The 17,044-nt window shown below is 66.2% G+C and carries 17 protein-coding genes; 11 read left to right on the top strand and 6 right to left on the bottom strand.

Translation table 11 applies throughout. The features are described 5' to 3' along the window. Genes ACI6PP_RS00520 through ACI6PP_RS00510 form a run of 3 tightly spaced genes read right to left on the bottom strand, consistent with a single transcriptional unit; the run spans position 1 to position 2,514 of the window. Positions 1-1,095: an MSMEG_0568 family radical SAM protein gene (locus ACI6PP_RS00520; RefSeq protein ID WP_421108124.1), complete on the bottom strand. Its 1,095-nt coding sequence runs from the start codon at positions 1,093-1,095 to the stop codon at positions 1-3. Between the two features lie 10 nt (positions 1,096-1,105). Then, positions 1,106-1,627, bottom strand: coding sequence for an MSMEG_0572/Sll0783 family nitrogen starvation response protein (locus ACI6PP_RS00515; protein WP_421108122.1), 522 nt, complete (start codon positions 1,625-1,627; stop codon positions 1,106-1,108). Between the two features lie 59 nt (positions 1,628-1,686). Then, entirely contained in the window at positions 1,687-2,514 is an 828-nt protein-coding gene (locus ACI6PP_RS00510) for an amidohydrolase family protein (protein WP_421108120.1), read from the bottom strand. 122 nt (positions 2,515-2,636) lie between these two features. Between ACI6PP_RS00510 and ACI6PP_RS00505 the strand changes: the two genes are divergently transcribed. Next, a complete protein-coding gene (locus ACI6PP_RS00505; protein WP_421108119.1) occupies positions 2,637-3,230 on the top strand; it encodes a GNAT family N-acetyltransferase in 594 nt (197 codons plus the stop codon). Positions 3,231-3,234: 4 nt separating this feature from the next. Here the strand turns inward: ACI6PP_RS00505 and ACI6PP_RS00500 are convergent, their stop codons facing one another. Continuing rightward, positions 3,235-3,747, bottom strand: a complete 513-nt coding sequence (locus ACI6PP_RS00500; protein WP_421108116.1) for a GNAT family N-acetyltransferase — start codon at positions 3,745-3,747, stop codon at positions 3,235-3,237. Positions 3,748-3,808: 61 nt separating this feature from the next. On the opposite strand from ACI6PP_RS00500, the gene ACI6PP_RS00495 reads away from it, so the two are divergent. Beyond that, on the top strand, positions 3,809-4,012 hold the full coding sequence (locus ACI6PP_RS00495) for a hypothetical protein (RefSeq protein WP_421108115.1): 204 nt from the start codon (positions 3,809-3,811) through the stop codon (positions 4,010-4,012). A 1,059-nt stretch (positions 4,013-5,071) separates the two neighbouring features. Here the strand turns inward: ACI6PP_RS00495 and ACI6PP_RS00490 are convergent. Next, positions 5,072-5,485, bottom strand: coding sequence for a hypothetical protein (locus tag ACI6PP_RS00490; RefSeq protein WP_421108114.1), 414 nt, complete (start codon positions 5,483-5,485; stop codon positions 5,072-5,074). A 229-nt stretch (positions 5,486-5,714) separates the two neighbouring features. Between ACI6PP_RS00490 and ACI6PP_RS00485 the strand changes: the two genes are divergently transcribed. Both ACI6PP_RS00485 and ACI6PP_RS00480 read left to right on the top strand, forming a co-directional pair. Next, positions 5,715-7,289 carry a protein kinase domain-containing protein gene (locus tag ACI6PP_RS00485; RefSeq protein ID WP_421108112.1) on the top strand — a complete coding sequence of 525 codons (1,575 nt, stop codon included), beginning with the start codon at positions 5,715-5,717 and terminating at the stop codon, positions 7,287-7,289. 252 nt (positions 7,290-7,541) lie between these two features. Continuing rightward, positions 7,542-8,882 (top strand): hypothetical protein, encoded by a 1,341-nt coding sequence (locus ACI6PP_RS00480; RefSeq protein WP_421108111.1) that lies wholly within the window; start codon positions 7,542-7,544, stop codon positions 8,880-8,882. Here the strand turns inward: ACI6PP_RS00480 and ACI6PP_RS00475 are convergent. Further along, a complete protein-coding gene (locus ACI6PP_RS00475; RefSeq protein ID WP_421108109.1) occupies positions 8,872-10,893 on the bottom strand; it encodes an ArsR family transcriptional regulator in 2,022 nt (673 codons plus the stop codon). The genes ACI6PP_RS00480 and ACI6PP_RS00475 overlap by 11 nt on opposite strands. Positions 10,894-11,078: 185 nt before the next feature. Here ACI6PP_RS00475 and ACI6PP_RS00470 point away from each other — a divergent pair, with 185 nt between their 5' ends. The 7 genes from ACI6PP_RS00470 (at position 11,079) to ACI6PP_RS00440 (ending at position 16,914) form a co-directional block, all read left to right on the top strand. Then, positions 11,079-12,269: a hypothetical protein gene (locus ACI6PP_RS00470; RefSeq protein WP_421108107.1), complete on the top strand. Its 1,191-nt coding sequence runs from the start codon at positions 11,079-11,081 to the stop codon at positions 12,267-12,269. Further along, a complete protein-coding gene (locus ACI6PP_RS00465) occupies positions 12,266-13,420 on the top strand; it encodes a hypothetical protein (protein WP_421108106.1) in 1,155 nt (384 codons plus the stop codon). The genes ACI6PP_RS00470 and ACI6PP_RS00465 overlap by 4 nt, the downstream gene beginning before the upstream one ends. A gap of 293 nt (positions 13,421-13,713) precedes the next feature. Beyond that, on the top strand, positions 13,714-14,202 hold the full coding sequence (locus ACI6PP_RS00460) for a hypothetical protein (protein ID WP_421108104.1): 489 nt from the start codon (positions 13,714-13,716) through the stop codon (positions 14,200-14,202). 382 nt (positions 14,203-14,584) lie between these two features. Beyond that, on the top strand, positions 14,585-14,746 hold the full coding sequence (locus tag ACI6PP_RS00455) for a hypothetical protein (RefSeq protein ID WP_421108102.1): 162 nt from the start codon (positions 14,585-14,587) through the stop codon (positions 14,744-14,746). Positions 14,747-15,002: 256 nt separating this feature from the next. Continuing rightward, positions 15,003-15,578 carry a hypothetical protein gene (locus tag ACI6PP_RS00450; protein WP_421108100.1) on the top strand — a complete coding sequence of 192 codons (576 nt, stop codon included), beginning with the start codon at positions 15,003-15,005 and terminating at the stop codon, positions 15,576-15,578. A 317-nt stretch (positions 15,579-15,895) separates the two neighbouring features. Then, positions 15,896-16,471: a hypothetical protein gene (locus ACI6PP_RS00445; RefSeq protein WP_421108098.1), complete on the top strand. Its 576-nt coding sequence runs from the start codon at positions 15,896-15,898 to the stop codon at positions 16,469-16,471. A 137-nt stretch (positions 16,472-16,608) separates the two neighbouring features. Then, positions 16,609-16,914 (top strand): hypothetical protein, encoded by a 306-nt coding sequence (locus ACI6PP_RS00440; protein WP_421108097.1) that lies wholly within the window; start codon positions 16,609-16,611, stop codon positions 16,912-16,914. Positions 16,915-17,044: the final 130 nt, after the last annotated feature.

Here is a 17,044-nt window from a genome sequence, read left to right as displayed (position 1 = left end):
TCAGGCTCCTTCGCTCTGCAGTGCGCTGCAGGCGCCGCAGGCCGCGCAGCCCGCGGCCTGGCCGGCGCCGTGCATGCCCGCCGCACGGAGCGACGCGGCGACGCGCTCGGTGACGTCGCGCAGCACCGCGGCGTCGGGGGCGGTCACCTGGTCGACGTCGGTGGCGAGCGTCCCGGCCAGCGGCCGGAACGGCACCACGAACGGGTAGACACCCATGTCGATCAGCTCCTGGGCGCCGGCGACGAGGTCGTCGGGACGCTCGCCGAGGCCGACGAGCAGGTAGGTCGAGACCTGGTTCCACCCGAAGACGCGGACGGCCTCGCGCCAGGCCGCGCGGTACTCGTCCAGCGGCACGGTGGACTTGCCCGGCATCCACCGGCGGCGGACGTCCTCGTCCATCGACTCGACGTGGATGCCGATGGCGCGGGCGCCGGCGTCGTGGAGGTCGGTGATGGTGCGCAGGTCGGCGGGTGGCTCGCACTGCACCTGGATCGGCAGGTCGGGCAGCACCGCGCGGACGGCGCGCACGCACCGGGCGAGGTGGGTGGCGCCGCGGTCGCGGCCGTTGGAGGTCCCCGTCGTCATCACCATCTGGGTGATGCCGTCGAGGTCGTGGGCCGCCCGGGCCACCTCGGCGACCTGCGCCGGCGACTTGACGGCCACGGTCGAGCCCTGGCGCAGCGACTCCTCGATGGCGCAGAAGCGGCAGCGCTCGGACTCGTCGTAGCGGACGCAGGTCTGCACGACCGTGGTGGCGAGCACGTTCGAGGAGTGCAGCCGCGCGATCTGCTCGTACGGCGTGCCGTCGTCGGTGACGAGGTCGTAGAAGCGCGGACGCCTCACCGCCTCGATGCCCAGGCCGGTGTCGGCGCCGTCGAGCAGCAGTCGTCCGCGGCTGACGGTGAACGGGCTGAGCGGGTTGACCGGGATCGCGGCGCCCACGCCGTCGAGCAGCACGTGCCCGTCGTCGCTGGGACCGGCCCCGGCCCGCCGGCCGACCGGTGCGTCGAGCAGGCGGATGCCGGAGATGGCGACGTCCACGCGCGTGCTGGCGCGTGAGGGGGCACCGCCGGTTCCTCCGCAGGGCGTGGTCATCGCCGGTGCCTCAGAGGTTGAAGTTGGACTGGATGATGGCGCCCTTGCGGGCGTAGTGGATGACGGCGTCCTGGACGTCGAGCGGGTGCGCCGGGATGACGCCCTCGATCAGGTCCTCCTCGCGGCAGCCGTGCAGGGCCAGGCCGAACCGGCAGCAGTAGACGGTGCCCCCCTCGGCGATGAACGTGGCGATCGAGGCGTTCATGTTCGTCTCGCCCGGGAACGCGGCGTTGCCCGTGGTGGGGAAGCCTCGCGTCGCGATGCAGGCCAGCGTGCCGGGGCCGTAGAAGTACAGCGCCGACTCGAAGCCCTTGCGCAGCGCACGGGTGGCCTGCAGGACGGCCACGAAGCTCACCGACGACTCGTGCGGGATGCCGTGAACGAGCGAGAACCAGGTCTCGCCCTCCTCGGCCTGGTAGTCGGGGAAGAGCTTGGTCTTGCCGTAGAGGTCGCTGCCCTCGGGCAGGGACGGGTGGGGGATCTCGGCGAGGGACTTGGCGATGTTGTCGGCGAGCTCGGTGTCGATGGCCATGGGTGCTCCTGTGTCTCGGGGGTTCGTGCGGACGGGCGGTGCGGTGGTGCGGGCCGCGGCTAGGCCCCGTAGAGGGACTCGAAGTTGCCGCGGAAGAACAGGTCGGCGAGCTCGCCGTCGCCGGCGGCGGCCGCCAGGCGTGCGTGCTCGCCCTCGAAGTCGCCCCAGGGGCAGTCGGTGGCGAAGAGGATGCGGTCGTGGCCGACGCCGCGGCGCTCGATCTCGCTGACCAGCCAGGCGGGCGCGAAGCCGATCGTCCAGCTGGTGTCGGTGTAGACCTTCTTGCCGGCCTCGATCCAGTCGAAGAGGCGTCCGCCGATGAGCTTCATGTGGCCGCTCATGCCGCCGCCGAGGTGCACCAGGTGGATCTTGGTCTCGTCGCCGTACTTCTCGACGAGCGTGCCGACCTCGTCGACGTCGGACGCCGCGCCCGGGGAGGTGTGCACGTGCACGACGAGGTCGTGCTCGGCGGCGGTGGTGAAGATCCGGTCGATCTGCTCGGCGCAGTCGGGGTCGGTGGGCCGTCCGCCGAGCAGGAAGCTGGTCTTCAGCGCCTTGACGCCGGCCTCTCCGACCAGCGCGAGCGCCCCGTCGTTCAGCTCGGCGTCCGACGCCTTGGGGGACACCCACAGGCCGCAGCTGACGCGCTCGTCGGCCTGGGCCGCCTCGATCGCGAGCGGGTTCAGGTCGAACGCGGCGCCCGGCACCGGCACGCCGTAGTTGGGCAGGACGAGCGCGCGGTCGGTGCCCTCGCGGTCGAGGTCGGCCATGAAGTCGGCGACGGTCTCGCGAGCCGTGGTGTCAGGCGAGATCGGCTCCCCGCCGTAGAAGGCGAACGCGGGCAGCCGGCCGATGTGGCGGTGGCTGTCGAGGATCGTCTGCGGCATGGACCCAGTGCACCCGCGCCGCGTTTCGAGATGGTTTCGTCCGGAAACGCGACCCGTGAGGACCCTGAGTCGTTCAGGTAACCGGGTACCGCCGGGGAGGTCGCGGGTCTACGGTGCGAGACGTGCCCGAGTTCACGTGGCGACCGGCCAACGAGGCGTCGACCGAGGACGTCGAGACGGTGCTCGACACCGGCGTCGCCCGCAGGTGCCGCTGCCAGGCGCTCAAGGTGCCCGGCTGGATCTGGCGCGACACCACCCAGGAGCAGCGCGACGTGGCTCTGCTGGAGCAGACCGGGTGCGGCACCGACGGGCCCACGTCCGGCCTGATCGGGTACCTCGACGGCGAGCCTGCCGGCTGGGTGGCCGTCGAGCCTCGCGAGGACTACCCGCGGATCTGGAGCCGGCAGAAGTCGTGGATGCGGATGGACCCCGAGCTCGACGGCGTCGTCTCGGTCACCTGCTTCGTCGTGCGCAAGGGCTTCCGGCGCCAGGGCCTGATGTACGAGCTGGCCGCCGCCACCGTCGAGCACGGGCGGAGGATCGGCGCCCGCGTCCTGGAGGGGTACCCCACCGAGCCGGCGCCCGGCAAGACCCTGATCTGGGACGAGGCGTCCGTCGGGCTGCTCCAGGTGTTCCTCGAGGCCGGATACGAGGTGGTGGCCTCGCCCACCCTGCGCCGACGGGTGGTGCGCTTCCGCCTCACGGACGCGACGTGAGCGCTCAGGTGCCCGCGACCTCCGAGCGGCGCTCGAGCAGGACGGTGTCCCGCCAGCGACCGTGGTGCCGGGCCACCCGCTCACGGACGCCCACGGTCCTGAAGCCGACGGAGTGGTGCAGGACGATCGACGCCCGGTTCTCGGGGAAGATCGACGCCTGCAGCGTCCACAGGCCGCCGGTGTCGGCAGCATCCACCTGCTGCCGCAGCAGCGCCCGACCCACCCGTCGTCCCCGGGCGTCGGCGGCCACGTAGACCGAGGTCTCGGCGACGCCGGCGTAGCACTCCCGCCCCGAGGTCGGGGCCGCGGCGGCCCAGCCCACGACGCGGCCGTCGACGGTCGCGACCCAGCGGTGACCGTCGATCCACCTGGTGCGCAGCGCCGCGACGGTCGGCGTCTCGGTCTCGAACGTAGCGTCACCGGCCGCGATGCCCTCGGCGTAGATGCGTCTCACGTCGACGAGGTCGTCGTCGTCCATGGCGCGGACGACCACGTCGAGGGCCTCGGGGACGCTCATGACCTTGAAGATATCGGTAGCAGGCTTGCCGACGACGTCGAACATGTGTTCGACTGAGCGGGTGGGACGAGACGTCGATGCACAGCAGCAGTGGGCCGCGGGGTACGAGGCGGCGCGCACGTACTGCCTGACGCGCGGCGCAGTCCAGGCGCGCCACCTGAGGCCCGACGCACCGAACGCCGCCTACGAGGCCGGCTACGACTGGGGCGTGTGGGACTACGAGGACGCCAACGGTCTGCCCCACGCCCGCGAGCAGGGTGCCTAGGTCCGGACCCGCGCGCCGCGACGACCACCCCGCCGACGACGAGGTCCCACCGTCGGGCTCGGGAGCCTGGCGATGGGACCTGGTCGAGCGCGTGGTGTCCGAGGGGGGACTGGGGCGCACCTACGTGGGTTCGATCCCACCAGTGCCCGTGCGGGTCTGAGCGGCGACCTCGTGGTCAATGTCTGTGGCGCGGCGGTCTGCGCAGTCGGTCATCAGCTGCACCTCCAGTGTCGGACCGTATCGTGCAGCTCGGACAGCCCGATGAACTTCATTCAGCCCTCAGAAGTGTGCAGCCTGGAGAGGTGTCTGCCCGGCGTGCGACCTTCGAGGCCTGCCGCCAGGCCATGCCCCGGGCGTCGACTCGATCAGGATGCTGACGCGCGACGGGCTTTCTCCAGCGCCCGAGACGGTTTGGCCCTGTCACCCCTAGGACGGGTGGACGACCTCGAACGGACGAGCGACGCGAGTTCGAGTTGGCATCGCGGGGCTGCATCTCTCGCTTGAGAGCGTGCCGCTTGACGCCCCGGTCCCGGTCATACGACCGGTCGGGTCATGTGAGACCTGTCGTCTGATGGTCTTGGCGCCAACGGCACCGATCCCGCATGGGGTTCCCGCTATGGTCACGCTCCGCGTGAGGTTCGTGCTGCGGCGGGCTCACGACGTCGGCATCCTCCAGCGGTGCCGCAACTCGAAGAGCACGAGCGCCTCGTCGGAGGTCAGAGTGATGGTCACGTTGCTCGTCTCGGCCATCCATGCATCCTGCCGGAGAAGTGCACGCTTCTGCCGCTGTCAGTACGCGGCCTAACGGGTCAGCTAGTCGTGTTGAGTTGAGCCCGTCAATGTGGTGCATCTGTGCTGCGGGGAGGTCACCCTCGCTCGCTAGTTGCCATCACGCCCTGCCGTGCTCGCGCTGCGGACACGCCGTGCCATCATGCTTCCAATCATCGGACGTGGGCGTCTCCGGACGCCTCCATGCGAGAGACGGCCTCCTCGTGCCAAAGCCGCATCAGCTCAACGTCGGGGCAGTCGGGACAGAACCGTGTCTCCGGGGTGTACGGGTCACAAGGTTTTCTGCATCTCGGCTACCTCCGGTGAGAGGAGGAAGGCCATCAGTTCAGGACAGTCCTTCAACGGGGTGATCGCCTCGTGCACGTCCGTGGCGGTCAGACCGTCCCCCAACAGGAACCGAGAGGGGCTCGGAGGTGAGACACTCGCGTCGTCTTGAGTGATCGTGACCGTGCCGTTCGGCGTGGTTGCCACGCCAGAGTCGAGGTCGCCTGCCGTGAGAACTGATGGAGCAGCAGCGATAGCGGTGAAGACCGCGACGGTGACGGCCGCTGACGCGGCGAGGGCAGCAGCGCGACGACGCTTGGCACGAGTGCCATTGCGCACGATCGTCTCCACGGGTGGCGGACCCACCAGAATGTCCTCTGTGGCGTCGCGCAGCAGCTGCGGAACTTCTGTCTGGTTCATGGAATCTCTCGCAGTTCTGGCCTGGTTCATCGACCCCAACCCGCCGCAAGCCGGGCGGGCGACTGCGCCGCAAAGGGGACGTTGTCGAAGCATCGTCGGCTAGATCAGCGGAGCTGGATGGTGGGCGTGTTGGCGCGGGCTCGATCGGCTGATCTCCACTTCGAGGTCCGCCGACTAGCCTCTTCTCTGGAGTTCATTCAAGTACGTGACCGCAGTTGGGAGGTGAATCGTGTCGAACGAGATGGGCCACAGCTTCGACGAAAGCTCACAGCCAACCAGGCAAGAGTCAGAGACTCTGGTCGGCGCCGACGGCAACGAGTATGTGGTCGACTACTCAGAGCTCCTGGGTGCTGGACAGTTCGGACGTGTCTTCGGCGGCACCGGCCCTACCGGTGACCAGGTTGCGGTGAAGATCGTCGACCTGCGCGTCAACAACGGCGTCAGCGCTTGGGTACGCGACGCGGAAGCCGCTGAGCGTGAAGAGGTCGTCAACACTCACCTAGCCGCGCACCGCGACGCAGCCACGCTCGACGGAATTGTCCCGCTCATCACTTCCGTACGCGAAACCTCTCGCCTAGTGCTGGTCTTTCCCCGGGCTCAGACATCGCTGGCTGATGTGATCGCTGCGCGGTGGAAGGCCGCCAAGGACACGGACAACAACGATCCGGGTCAGCGACACGAGTCCGCGGGAGCTCCGACTCAGCACCTGCCAGCGTCAACCCTGTCCGCACCAGATGACCGCGAGATCCGACACATCGCAGTTGAGCTCACCCGTGCGCTAGTCCGCCTGCACGAGGCAGGCGTGATGCATCGCGACATCAAGCCGAACAATGCCCTGTTGTGGAACGGAATCTGGTGCTGGGCAGACTTCGGGATCGCCCGAGTGCTGGAGCAACAGACAGGCACAATCGGCACGTTTGCGTGGATGGGAACCCGCGAGTATCTGGCACCAGAGGTGGTCGCCGGCCGCTCCCAGACACTCCGCTCCGACGTGTACTCACTGGGTTGCACGTTGTACGAGCTCGCAGCAGGACAGGTGCCCTTCCAGAACGAGCGCCCCACGGCACACCTCACCGAGCTGCCCGACATGGGACTCGTCGGCGATCGCGTCCTTGCCCGTGCGTTGACACACGCCTTGTCCAAGACTCACGACTCACGCGTCACCGCAGAGCAGCTCCTCGACATGCTCGAGGGTCCGGCAGCTAGCAGCACCGACCTCGACGGACTCAGAGAACTTGCCGCCCGAGGGCGACGTCGGGAGGACGAGCAGAGTGTTCTCGCCGAGAGGGCGGCAGCACGGGCTGAGGCGTCCGCTGCGGCGCTCGACCAGCTACGACGCATCTGGGACGAACTGACCCATCAGGTACGGAGCGTTGACCCATCAGGGTGGGGGCGACACGAGGACACCAATCGGAGCGAAGTTGGGTTGTACGACCACCGGATGTTCTCCCTGCACACGCCGCCCTCGGATTCCAAGTGCGCCGCGACCGCTGTGGGCACGTTGAGCTTTCAGCGGGTCAACCAGTCCTCGTCAACTCCGATCGCAAACATCTATGCCCAACCCGATCCTTCCGACGACGGCGTGTCGCGTTGGCGGATCGTGCAACTTCGACCCAACTTCACCCGGCAGCATGCGGACACCCCACCGACCGTGACGCTCAACGCCCTCGAACGTTGGCACAACACCAGGAGTGCCAATGAGCCGGGGCCGCCCGAGTTCGTCGAGATCTCGAACGAGGGACTCAATTGGCAGGTCCTCGTTGACCATTTCGTGGCCGAGTCCAATCGTCATCAAGAGCCGTGAGCCGGCGACAAGTCACCGATAGCGCGCAGGGGTCTTGGTGATGTACGGGTCCACTTCCTCTGAACCCCAGCAACCAGGAAACGGCCGTAGTCCTGGCCAAGGCCTCCGCTGCCGCCCTGCCGGCAATTTCGCCTTCTAGGGCAAGATTGGGCCACCTTGACTGCGAAGCATTGACAGCCGCGTCAACACGACTTTGACTATCTGCTCTTGTCGCGGCCAAAGGGAGCCGGTTCACGAGGCTGTGGGAGTCGAATGGCGGAGCATCGCTGGGAGGACCTGAGCAGCGACCCTTCACCACATGCCACCACGCCAGGAACACTCCTGCGCGCAGCCCACAGCGCAAGTCAGCGTGACCCCGTCGAACTGCACGTCGACCTCAGCGACGGGGGCACACGCCACCTCGTCGCCACCTTGATTCGTCGATGCCTCGAGGATTTGACAGCCACACTGTTCCCAGCCGCCGTCGAGCCTGTAGTCCGGCGGATCAATGACGAAGCGTTGCTGCTGTCGCCGTGCGCCCGCGCCTACGTGCTGGCCGCATCGATCGACGCAGCCTGGGCCGACTTGATTCGCCACGAATTCGAGACACGCCCAATCCCCGAAGTGATCGACGGAGACCTGATTCCCCTTCCGCAGGCGCAGCTGATGACCGGCTACGAGGAAGCCCATGGTGCTCGACCGAGCATGGGACCTCGTCGTGAGCGGAGGGCGCTGGGGATCTCGCCGACGCCTGAGTTCCCGCCGCAGTTCGTCCTCTTTCGCTACCCAGCGGGTTGCCCGTTCAAAGTCGCGGTGGTCGTGGATCACGCGGATCAGCTCGACCGCGCGCTGGGCCAGCTTCCGGCCTGCGCCACGGTCCTTCCGCTCGGGCCAGGCGACCGCCGCGCTCAAGGCACGCAGACCCCAGACGGAGCCTCCTTCGGTTTCGGTCCCGAAGACGAGGTTCATGCACGCGATCGAACCGACGAACTCCTAGCCCGCGCTGCTGCGGCGGGCGCATCAGTGGCCGTGATTCCCGAACTCAATGGCTGCACGAACTGGGCCCCGACGGACTCACCCCGACTCGTCTTCGCTGGCTCCCAACATCAAGAAGTCGACTCCAAGCAGCGCAACCGCGCTCAGCTATTCCTTGACGGCGATGTGGTGGCGGTTCACGACAAACTGCAGCCCTTCGGCGGAGGTGGTTCAACGCACCCCCTACCCCCCGAGGCGATCGACCCCGGCACCCGCCTCACCCTCGTGTACTCGAGAAGGTGGACTGTTGCCACCCTGATCTGTGCCGACGTCAACCCCGATGTGGTGCCGGAACTGCTCCGCAACTCCTATGCAAACCTGGTGCTCGTGTCCTCGCTGACTCCGAAGATCGGGTACTTCAAGACATCACTCGACGACGTCAGCATTCGCAATCAGGGGCTCGTCGTCTGGGCCAACGACCCGGTGAGTAGCTCCAGCGTCCCCACGACCCTCTTCTGCTTCCCCGGCGAGACTGTGCAGAGCCGCCCCGAAACCGACGTCCCACCAGGACTGCGGCACACCGGCTGGAAGCAGGACGGAAGCGGTTCTGAGTCCGCTTGGGAGGCGGTCACGCGGTGAGCACGAGTGGTTCCTTGCCCATGGGTGACCGGCCGGCCTGTACTTGAAGTCCGCCGGCCAAGCCCACCGTGTACAGCGACTTCCAGGCTTCGGGCAGCTTCGTCCTGACCATCTGCAGCTGCTCGTCATCGTGGGTGATGGATACGGCGCCTTTGAGATTTTCATAGACCCAGCGGTCCACCAATCGCAGCGAGTGGCCGGAAAGCGCGAAGGCGTCAGACTTGGGTCCCCTCGGGCCAACGAGCCAGACGCTCCCGCGAGCCAAGTCCCCCAGCGCACCTGACGCGGCCCGGACCTCAGTTGGGTCTGCGGTCATTCGCGCTAAGGTCGCATGACACTCCACTTGACCAATGCGGCTCATGACCCGCTGACTCGAGTACAGCTCCAGTGCCTCGCCCACCGCCACCTTGGCGTCGCTCTGATTGCCTAATACGGCCTCAACCAATCCAAGACGGCGAAGGCACAGCGCCTGAGCGTCAGGCAGGACGGTCCTCTCGGCAGCGTCCAGCGCTTGGCGCAGCGTGTCGCGGCACTGACGTAGATCTCGTTGTCGGGAGACGCCCTCTTCGCTAGCTGCCGTGTCGAACGCCCATGCACCCAAGGCCGAAAGGGCGAACGCGTGAGTCTTTGGATCCCGATCCGCCAAGACTTCTACCGCGGCCCGCAGCAGAACCCCTGCCTCGCCCAGTGCCCCCTTGTAGCGGCTTGCTTCGCCCACGTGAAAGTCGCACTGCGCCGCCAACGTGGTGTAGCCGTGCTCAATGGCCAGGTTTCGGATGCCGCCAAGGAGATGTATGCACCTGTCGGGCTCGCCGGCAGTTCGGTGTAGCAGGCCGAGGGTGATGCCGCTCTTGAGCACGGCGTAGGGCTCTTCGGCCTCTTTGGCGGATTCGAATGCTCGTTGCGTCCACTTCAACGCTCCCGCAATGTTGCCCGCACGCCTGTGGGCGTCTCCTGCGGCGAGTCTGTTCCACGCCTCCGCCGCTAGAACCCCTGCGATCCGGTGTCCCTCGACCACTCGGAAATGCGCCTCGGCGTCATCGAAGTAATCCAACGCCGTGGTGTGCGTGCCGTGCGCGTCGCCTTGGGAGCGCTTGCCGAGGTGGAAGGCCAGCAAACCTGCGGCAAAGTGGCCGATCGGCGACTGTCCGCTCCGTTCCTCCAAGCGACGTTCAAGCGTCTCCTGGTCCTCGAGGGTTCCGCCACTTAGCCGCGTGGCGGTTAGGAGCTCCCCGGTGACTTCGAGCGCCAACCACTTATCGAACTCAGCCACATCGGAGTCGAGCACGCGGCGCAAGCGAGTAAGGTGCGCCTTTCGCACGGCCTCGGGAGGAGATTCTTCGGAGTCGGGAAGCTTTTCACCTTCCCACAGCTTTCGCCGTGCGCTCCTTGCGTCGGCCAGCATGGACCTCGCGGCGAGTTGATTGGCACGGTTTAGAGCCTCATCTGAGGCAGCGTCTGCGTCCACGTCGGGATGAAGGCCGAAGCGTGCCGTCTGGGCGACGAGCTCCTCGCCGGCAACAGTTGCCCTCCAAAGTACGGCGCGGGCATCTAGTCCCAAGGGTGCCTTGGTCTTGCCGACGAGGCCCTCGTTCGACAGGGCTGCCAGAACCCTGGAGATGTGTGAGTCCGAAAGCCCGGTCAGCTCGGGCAGCTGTGCTCGACGGCGTGGGGTGACTGCGAGGAGTCGCAAGATTCGGTACCGGGCACTGTCGATCGTGTCAGCAACCTTCTCGGCCTGGTGCTGACGCTCCATGCCGTCGAGGAACCCCCGCAGAACCAAGCGAAGCGCGTCGAGGTAGCCGCGTAGGTAGCCCGAATCAGGCACCTGGTGAGCCGTCTGCTGCAGGTCGGCAGCGCGGTCGCGCAAGACCGTCACTACTGGCTCGGGGTTGCCGTCTTGGAACGCAAGGAACGCCCCGTGCTCTTGGGCAAAGTGGAAGAGCTCGGCGCGATTGGCCTCAGTGGGAGAAGCCAGAGGCAAAAGGGGGAGGGCGACAGCAGAAGTCATGAATACTCCTAAGTAGTACGACAAGTACATCTCATGAGCACCTTATTTTCAAGTTGGTCTAGACTGTGCCGGGCAAGTGTCGTCGGGCATGAAGGTTGGGATCAGTCTTGGAGGCGTTCGAGGAGGGACTGAGGTGCCAGGATGCGACTCTGGGCATGAGGACGGTGGACCCCAACTCTGGGCTGGTGTCGCCGCTGAAGAACACGCGCCTGGTGGGGATGGCGGCAGACATCGCGGGTCTGATCAAGGGCCGCAACATCGTCGACCAGATGGACGCGTTGGCCACGGTTGCTGCGGACACGCTGGACATCGGGTCGTTCCAGCTGCCGGTGGCGCTGGAGGCACTTGCCGAGGCCGACCTGGTCGACCTCGATCGCGACCGGCACGGTGAGATCGTCCGAATCACTGAGCGGATTCCGGTTTTCCACGACTTGTACGAGGACCTCGGTGGAGTGTGGCGCGACCGGGGTCCGCGCCAAGTCGAGGAGGGTCTGGTTGCCGTTGTGCATCGGCTGGCGGCCGGCCCGATGCCCGTCGAGGGCCTCTACGACGAACTGGGCTTCGGCAGTCGCGACGCGGACGAGGTGTTCGCTGTTGGGGCTGGCACGTCGGTGTTTAAGAAGCTGGAAACGAAGAATGGGCAGATCCTGTACTCGCCCTTCTCGGCCTTCGAGAACCCCGGGGCGATGTCCGACGTGCTGATCGATCACGGTCCCGGTGAACTGGCTGAGGCGCTCCACCGCATCCACTCCTATCAAGGATTGCCGGTGGGCGATGGAGACGCGGTGTTGCGTGACGCGGTCTCCATGGGCCTCATCACTGCACCCGCGGTCACGATTCCGGATGGGACCACTCGTGCCTTCGCGTCCGTGCCCTACACGGTGGATCGTGAGTTGCTGACCGTGCGAAAGATGGTGATGGACAAGGCGCTGGCGATCGTGGCGTGCGTCCGTTGCGGGCAGACCTTCGGAGGAGCCACGAACACGCGTAGTGCCATCGCCATCATCGACCGGCTGGTGGGTAGCGGTGAGCTGTCAGAACATGGATCCCATGAGCGGCAGTACAAGCTGATGCGGGACCAGGGTGTGGTTCAGTTCCTCCCGGACACGAAGCCCTGGGGGTCGTGGAAGCGGGTGGAGTTCATCAGTACGCAGGAGAACCGGGAGGCGATGAGCGTGGCGCGTTCTCTGCTTGCGGCCCAGGAGATCGTTGACGGGCGACAGGCAACGAGTGACGTTCAGAACCTCTTGAATCTCGACGCTCAGGCCCTCAAGCCGCTGCAGACCTCAGCGAAGTTGCAGCGGACGCGCGCGGTGGATGAGGCTCGGTTGAGCCGGGCGTTCGAACAACTGATGGGAAGGGGGCCGCTCGGATGAGCGAGAAGGACCTTGAGCTCAAGCTCCTTGCTCGACGTCTCGTGTGGGAGCAGGGCGGAGCCACCCGGCTGAACGTGCCATTGCGCACGGCCGTAGATCGGGAGCGGGCCGGTAGTCGGTATCAGGAGTTCACCGACCTCGATGTGCTCGGCACCTTCCCGGCTCCGAACTCTCAGCACCGCATCGAGATCTTCGACTGCAAGACTTCGACCTCGAGGACCACGGAACGGATGTTCTGGCTTCGAGGAGTCTCAGACCTCTTCGCTCCCGACCGTGCTTGGCTGCTGCGTACCTCAGGCGTTACGGAAGCGGCGCGGGTGCTTGCTCAACGACTGGATCTCGGAACCCTCACCAGCGCAGATCTCGACATCCTGTTGCGTGTTCACAACTCGGGGGCAAAGAGTCATGCCGCCATCGATCGACTCTTCAATCCTGCCGCGCATCACGAGTTCCAGTCGAAGGTCACGACGCTCGACAAGAAGCTCAAGCCGCTGGCTGAGGCCCTCCGGTACGACGCGTGGGCAACTGACTCGTATCGAAATCTCAGTGCTCTGCCGGCGACCCTCGCGCGGGCGAAGGGCCTATCGAGTGAGAACCCTGTTCACGTCGCCCTGCTGCTGGATCTGGCTTGGCTGTACCTGTTCACGCTAACGCGAGCAGTGTCGTATGTGGCCACCACTGGGGCGAACGAAATCGCGCCGAGGTTCGAGGAGTACTTCCTGGGCGGCCAACAGGCGAAGCGCGAGAAAGAAGCTCTGGCCAAGACGTTTGCTGAGATTGCCGGCAGCCAGCGGGCGCTGCTGCCTGAGTACTTCAGGACCCTCGTGGAGGTGTTCGGGCGATACTTCATCGCGCCAGGCCGGCTGCACGGAGGCATGCGCTATCTCGAGGTGTTGGCCGCGGGGGTGGCCGTCAAGCGTCGTCCCAACCTGGCAGAGGCATTCGGCGACGACTTCGATCCGGTCGCCGCGAAGCTCGCGTGTGACGTTCTGACCTTCCTGGTGGGCGCGGGAGACCTGCCGCCGAGCTTCCGGGTCCTTTTCCGAGAGCTCCTCATGGGGATGCCTCCCGAGACTCGCACTGCGGATCCGGCGCCCGACGCGGGCGCAACGGACGAGGCAGCGGCTGACGCTTCGGAGTCGAGCGACTGACCAAGTCGGCGCGGCCTGCGCAGTGACCACAGCGTAGACATGTTGCGTCGAGAAGCATTTCTTGCGAAGCGCGTCGGGATCCCGCATCGGGTCGCTCCGCGAGCCTATCCCTGCGGGACGTCGCCGACCACTGACGAAAACTGGGGGAGTGGTGCCGGTCGAGGTTCCCGCACTACGGGTCACGCTCTGCGTGAAGTTCCGGCAGTAACCGTCGGAGTCGTCCTCCAAACTGCTGTGTCAGCCTAGGTTCCAGGTTTACCGTTAAGCGGGTTCGATGGGGAACGGCGGTTTAGATGAGGCGTGACCTGGCTGGGCTGGCCGCCGCAGTGTTGATGTTCGGTGCTGCAGGTTGTGCCGAGCAGGGTAGGCGTGATCCGATCGTTGACCAGCCAGCTCAGACGGGTGATCTGAACGGGAGCGCACGACTGGCTGTGTTCAACTTCTACGCGTCCTTGAGCAATAGCGAGCCGGGCGAGGCTTGCAAGCTGGTCGATGACCGGTTCGAGGACCAGAACACCCCCGATCGGCCCTGCGCCGAATACTTGGAGAGCAAACTAGGCGCCGATCCCAAGTACCTGTCACCGAATGTGCCTCGGTCCGCCATGCTGAGCCAGTCCGTCGATCGGGCGCGGGTGGACATCTCTCGCGTCGGGCAGAACTTGAAAGACCCGTTCGGTGACGACGACTCCACGTACCTCAACGGGGCAGGTGTCGTGGATCTCGCGCGTTCGTCGGGTGGGTGGCTGATTACCGCCTCGGGTGAGGCAGTCGATTTGGGTTAGGGTCCGCGGTTGGACGCTCCGGGGGCCGTGCCTTTGCCGTTCGGCGATCGCTGATCGGCACGCCAGAGGTGTAGGAGGGGTGCGTAGCGCGGAGCTGAGTGAAGGGGCTGCTGACTCAGAGTGGCGCGACCCGTGCGGTAAGAACTTCAATGAAGCGCCGGTTGCGCAGCGGCCCCATTAGCCCAAGCGAATGAGCCTCGCCCGCGACTAGGTGACCCCGCACGCCTTTAGTGTCTGTGTCAGCGCCGAGGTGGCGGCAACAAGAAACGGGGGAGCTGGCATGAAGAAAAGATTGAGCAGCGTAGCGGCCGCGGGCATCCTTGCGACTGGCCTGGGTGTGGGGATCGCAACTCCGGCTCACGCGGCGAGCTACAACCGGACCGTGTACGGGTACGCGGCGTGCGAGAGCACGTTAAGTAAGACGCTGGGGCAGTACCGCAGCTACGGGTACACCCCGACGAACGTCCAGCGGTGCTTCTCCCGCTTCGGCGACGGATGGTGGTCGTTCAGCTTCGACTACGCCAAGAAGTCGAACAACGGGTAGAGCTGATCTGAGGTGACAGGCGCCCTGCTCGGCCACCGCAGGTATCAGCCGGGCCGGAGGCGACAGAGAGGTCGCGCTCGCGGCGCCAGGGCACGACGAGGCCGGGATAAGCCGTTGCGTTGTGAGTCCTTGAGCCGGCGCGTCTTGAGGATCGGGTGTGTTCTGCCGTGTTGCGTCTGCTCAGCACCTAGTGTTCGCGTCAGATGAGCGCAGAGGGCGCTGATATCGACGGGGGATGGTCTTGATGATTCGTAGGGTGCTGATCGCGTTCGTGGCGGCTGGTGTGGTTGTTGGGCTGGCCGGAGCACCTGCGTCTGCGCAGACCAAGACCCGGAAGGATAAGGCCGGTGACGCTCCGAGTCGGGTCGATATCCGTAGCGTGAAGGTGCAGAACAACGCGGCGAAGTTCGCGGTCACGGTGCGGATGGCGAACGTGGTTAAGCGACAGACGATCGCCACGGTCGGAGTCTCGAAGAACTTTGAGTCCGATGCGCCCGTCTTCATCGTTGAGTCGGTGCCAGTTGCTGGTGGTCGGTACAAGACCACCGCGCTGCTGCTTCCCAGCGACCCCGAGGCTGGTCGTCCGAGTCGCGTCCAGTGCCCAGGTCTGCAGACCACGGTCAAGACAGGTAAGCGAGGCTACTTCCGCTTCGTGATGCCCCAGTCGTGTCTGGGTGCTGCCGCAGGAAGGGTCGAGACGTCGGCGTTCTCCTACGACAAGCAGGACTTCGGTGGCGCCGTGTTCTCAAACATTGCCCGTCGGGGCGACGAGCCAAGCAGCATCGAGGACTTGACGGACGAGACGTCGACCATCACGACCCGACGAGGCTGACACCGCCGTCCTGCGAATGGGCGGTCCACGCCCAGCACCTCGACCGGGCAACACTCGATGCCTCGGCAAGACGCGACAGTCCGGTTCCGCGGCGGGACCCCGCTGTGCTCACGCTCCGCGTGATGAATGCCTGCGAAGAGCTGGCGGCTAGTGGCGACTGCGGGTGGACGTCCGGCCTCGCGCGCGTGGCGTGGCCCCGATGTTGGGGCGCGACTCCGCAGGGTGTGTGCCCGGTGGTGGGTTTGGTGTTCGCGGGACGCCGAGCCCGGGTCGGCCATAGCCTGCTGGCGATTGTGAGTCTGAGGGGGAGGGTGCTCGTGCGTCGTGTGCTGGTGTCGATTGTGTTGGCCGTGTTGGTGGTCGGTCTCAGTGCGGGTCCCTCTGCTGCGCAGACCAAGGCGCGCAAGGACGGGGTCGGTGAGGTCCCTCGCCGGATCGACATCAGTTCGGTGAAGGTCCAGGACAATGCCGAGAACCTTGCGGTGACGGTGCGACTGCGTACTGTCCAGCCACGTCGTACCGCCGTTTTGGTCGACCTCACGCCGCGCCGTGGCGACTACTACTTCGTGTACAGCCTGCCGACGGGCAAGCGCAGTTACATGGTGCAGCTGCGTGTGTTCCCGGCAGAAGCCGAGCGTGACCACGCAGTGGATTGCCCGCGGTTGTCGGTCCGATGGGATCAGGGTCGTCGTGGGTTTGCGCGTTTCGTCGTCCCGCAGAGTTGCCTGAGCGAGCGGGGCCGGATCATGCAGACCAGCGTGCAGTCGATTGACGCCGGCGATCTCGGTGGGCGCGCGGTGCCTCGCGCGGCCCGAGGTCACGGTGACGACATGATCGAGTCCGACGGGCTCGGTAAAGACGGCGTCGGCTTCATCTCCACCCGCCGTGGCTGATCTCTCGCGCCTCGGCACCCCGCTGGGGGGCGAGCGCCCCGGCGGATCGGAACGAGGCTTCAGGTGATGCGCGTATGGCGGACGACCCAGCGCGGCCGGCTTCGACCCTACGACCGCTGACGCCCGCGGGGGTGGCTATGCGGCTGCTGGTCGTCGCTCCGGTGCTGTCTGCGCTGCTCACCTTGGTGATTGCTGCGGGTCTGCTCTTCGTCTTCGCACTTGTCACGCTTGGTCGCGAGGAGGAGTTGAACCGTCAGTGCGACGAAGCCTCGTCCAGGCTCATCGCTGAGCTCGATGGACCCGATGGTGAGTACCAGGGGTCGGCCGGATGGTCACTAGGTGGATCGTTCCTCGAACCGTCCTGCACGTACTCCTATCGCGGCGTGTCGGGAACGATCACCCTCGAATGGGGTTTCGTCCCCGTCGACGAGCGTCACGACTGAAAGGAGCGCTGCGCTTGGCTATGCGTGAACCCGCGAACTCGGGTGCAGCTCTTCGGGACAACGATCGGTTCCGATCCCGCAAACGTCGCGTGCCGCGTAGGGGCCACACGATCCTGTGCACCGTGGGGTT

Origin of the sequence: Solicola agrisoli (genome assembly GCF_049059935.1) — a bacterium.
Taxonomy (GTDB): Bacteria; Actinomycetota; Actinomycetes; order Propionibacteriales; family Nocardioidaceae; genus JAURVT01.
The sequence above is the reverse complement of the archived record's forward strand: the minus strand, read 5'-3'. Positions and strand labels throughout refer to the sequence as shown.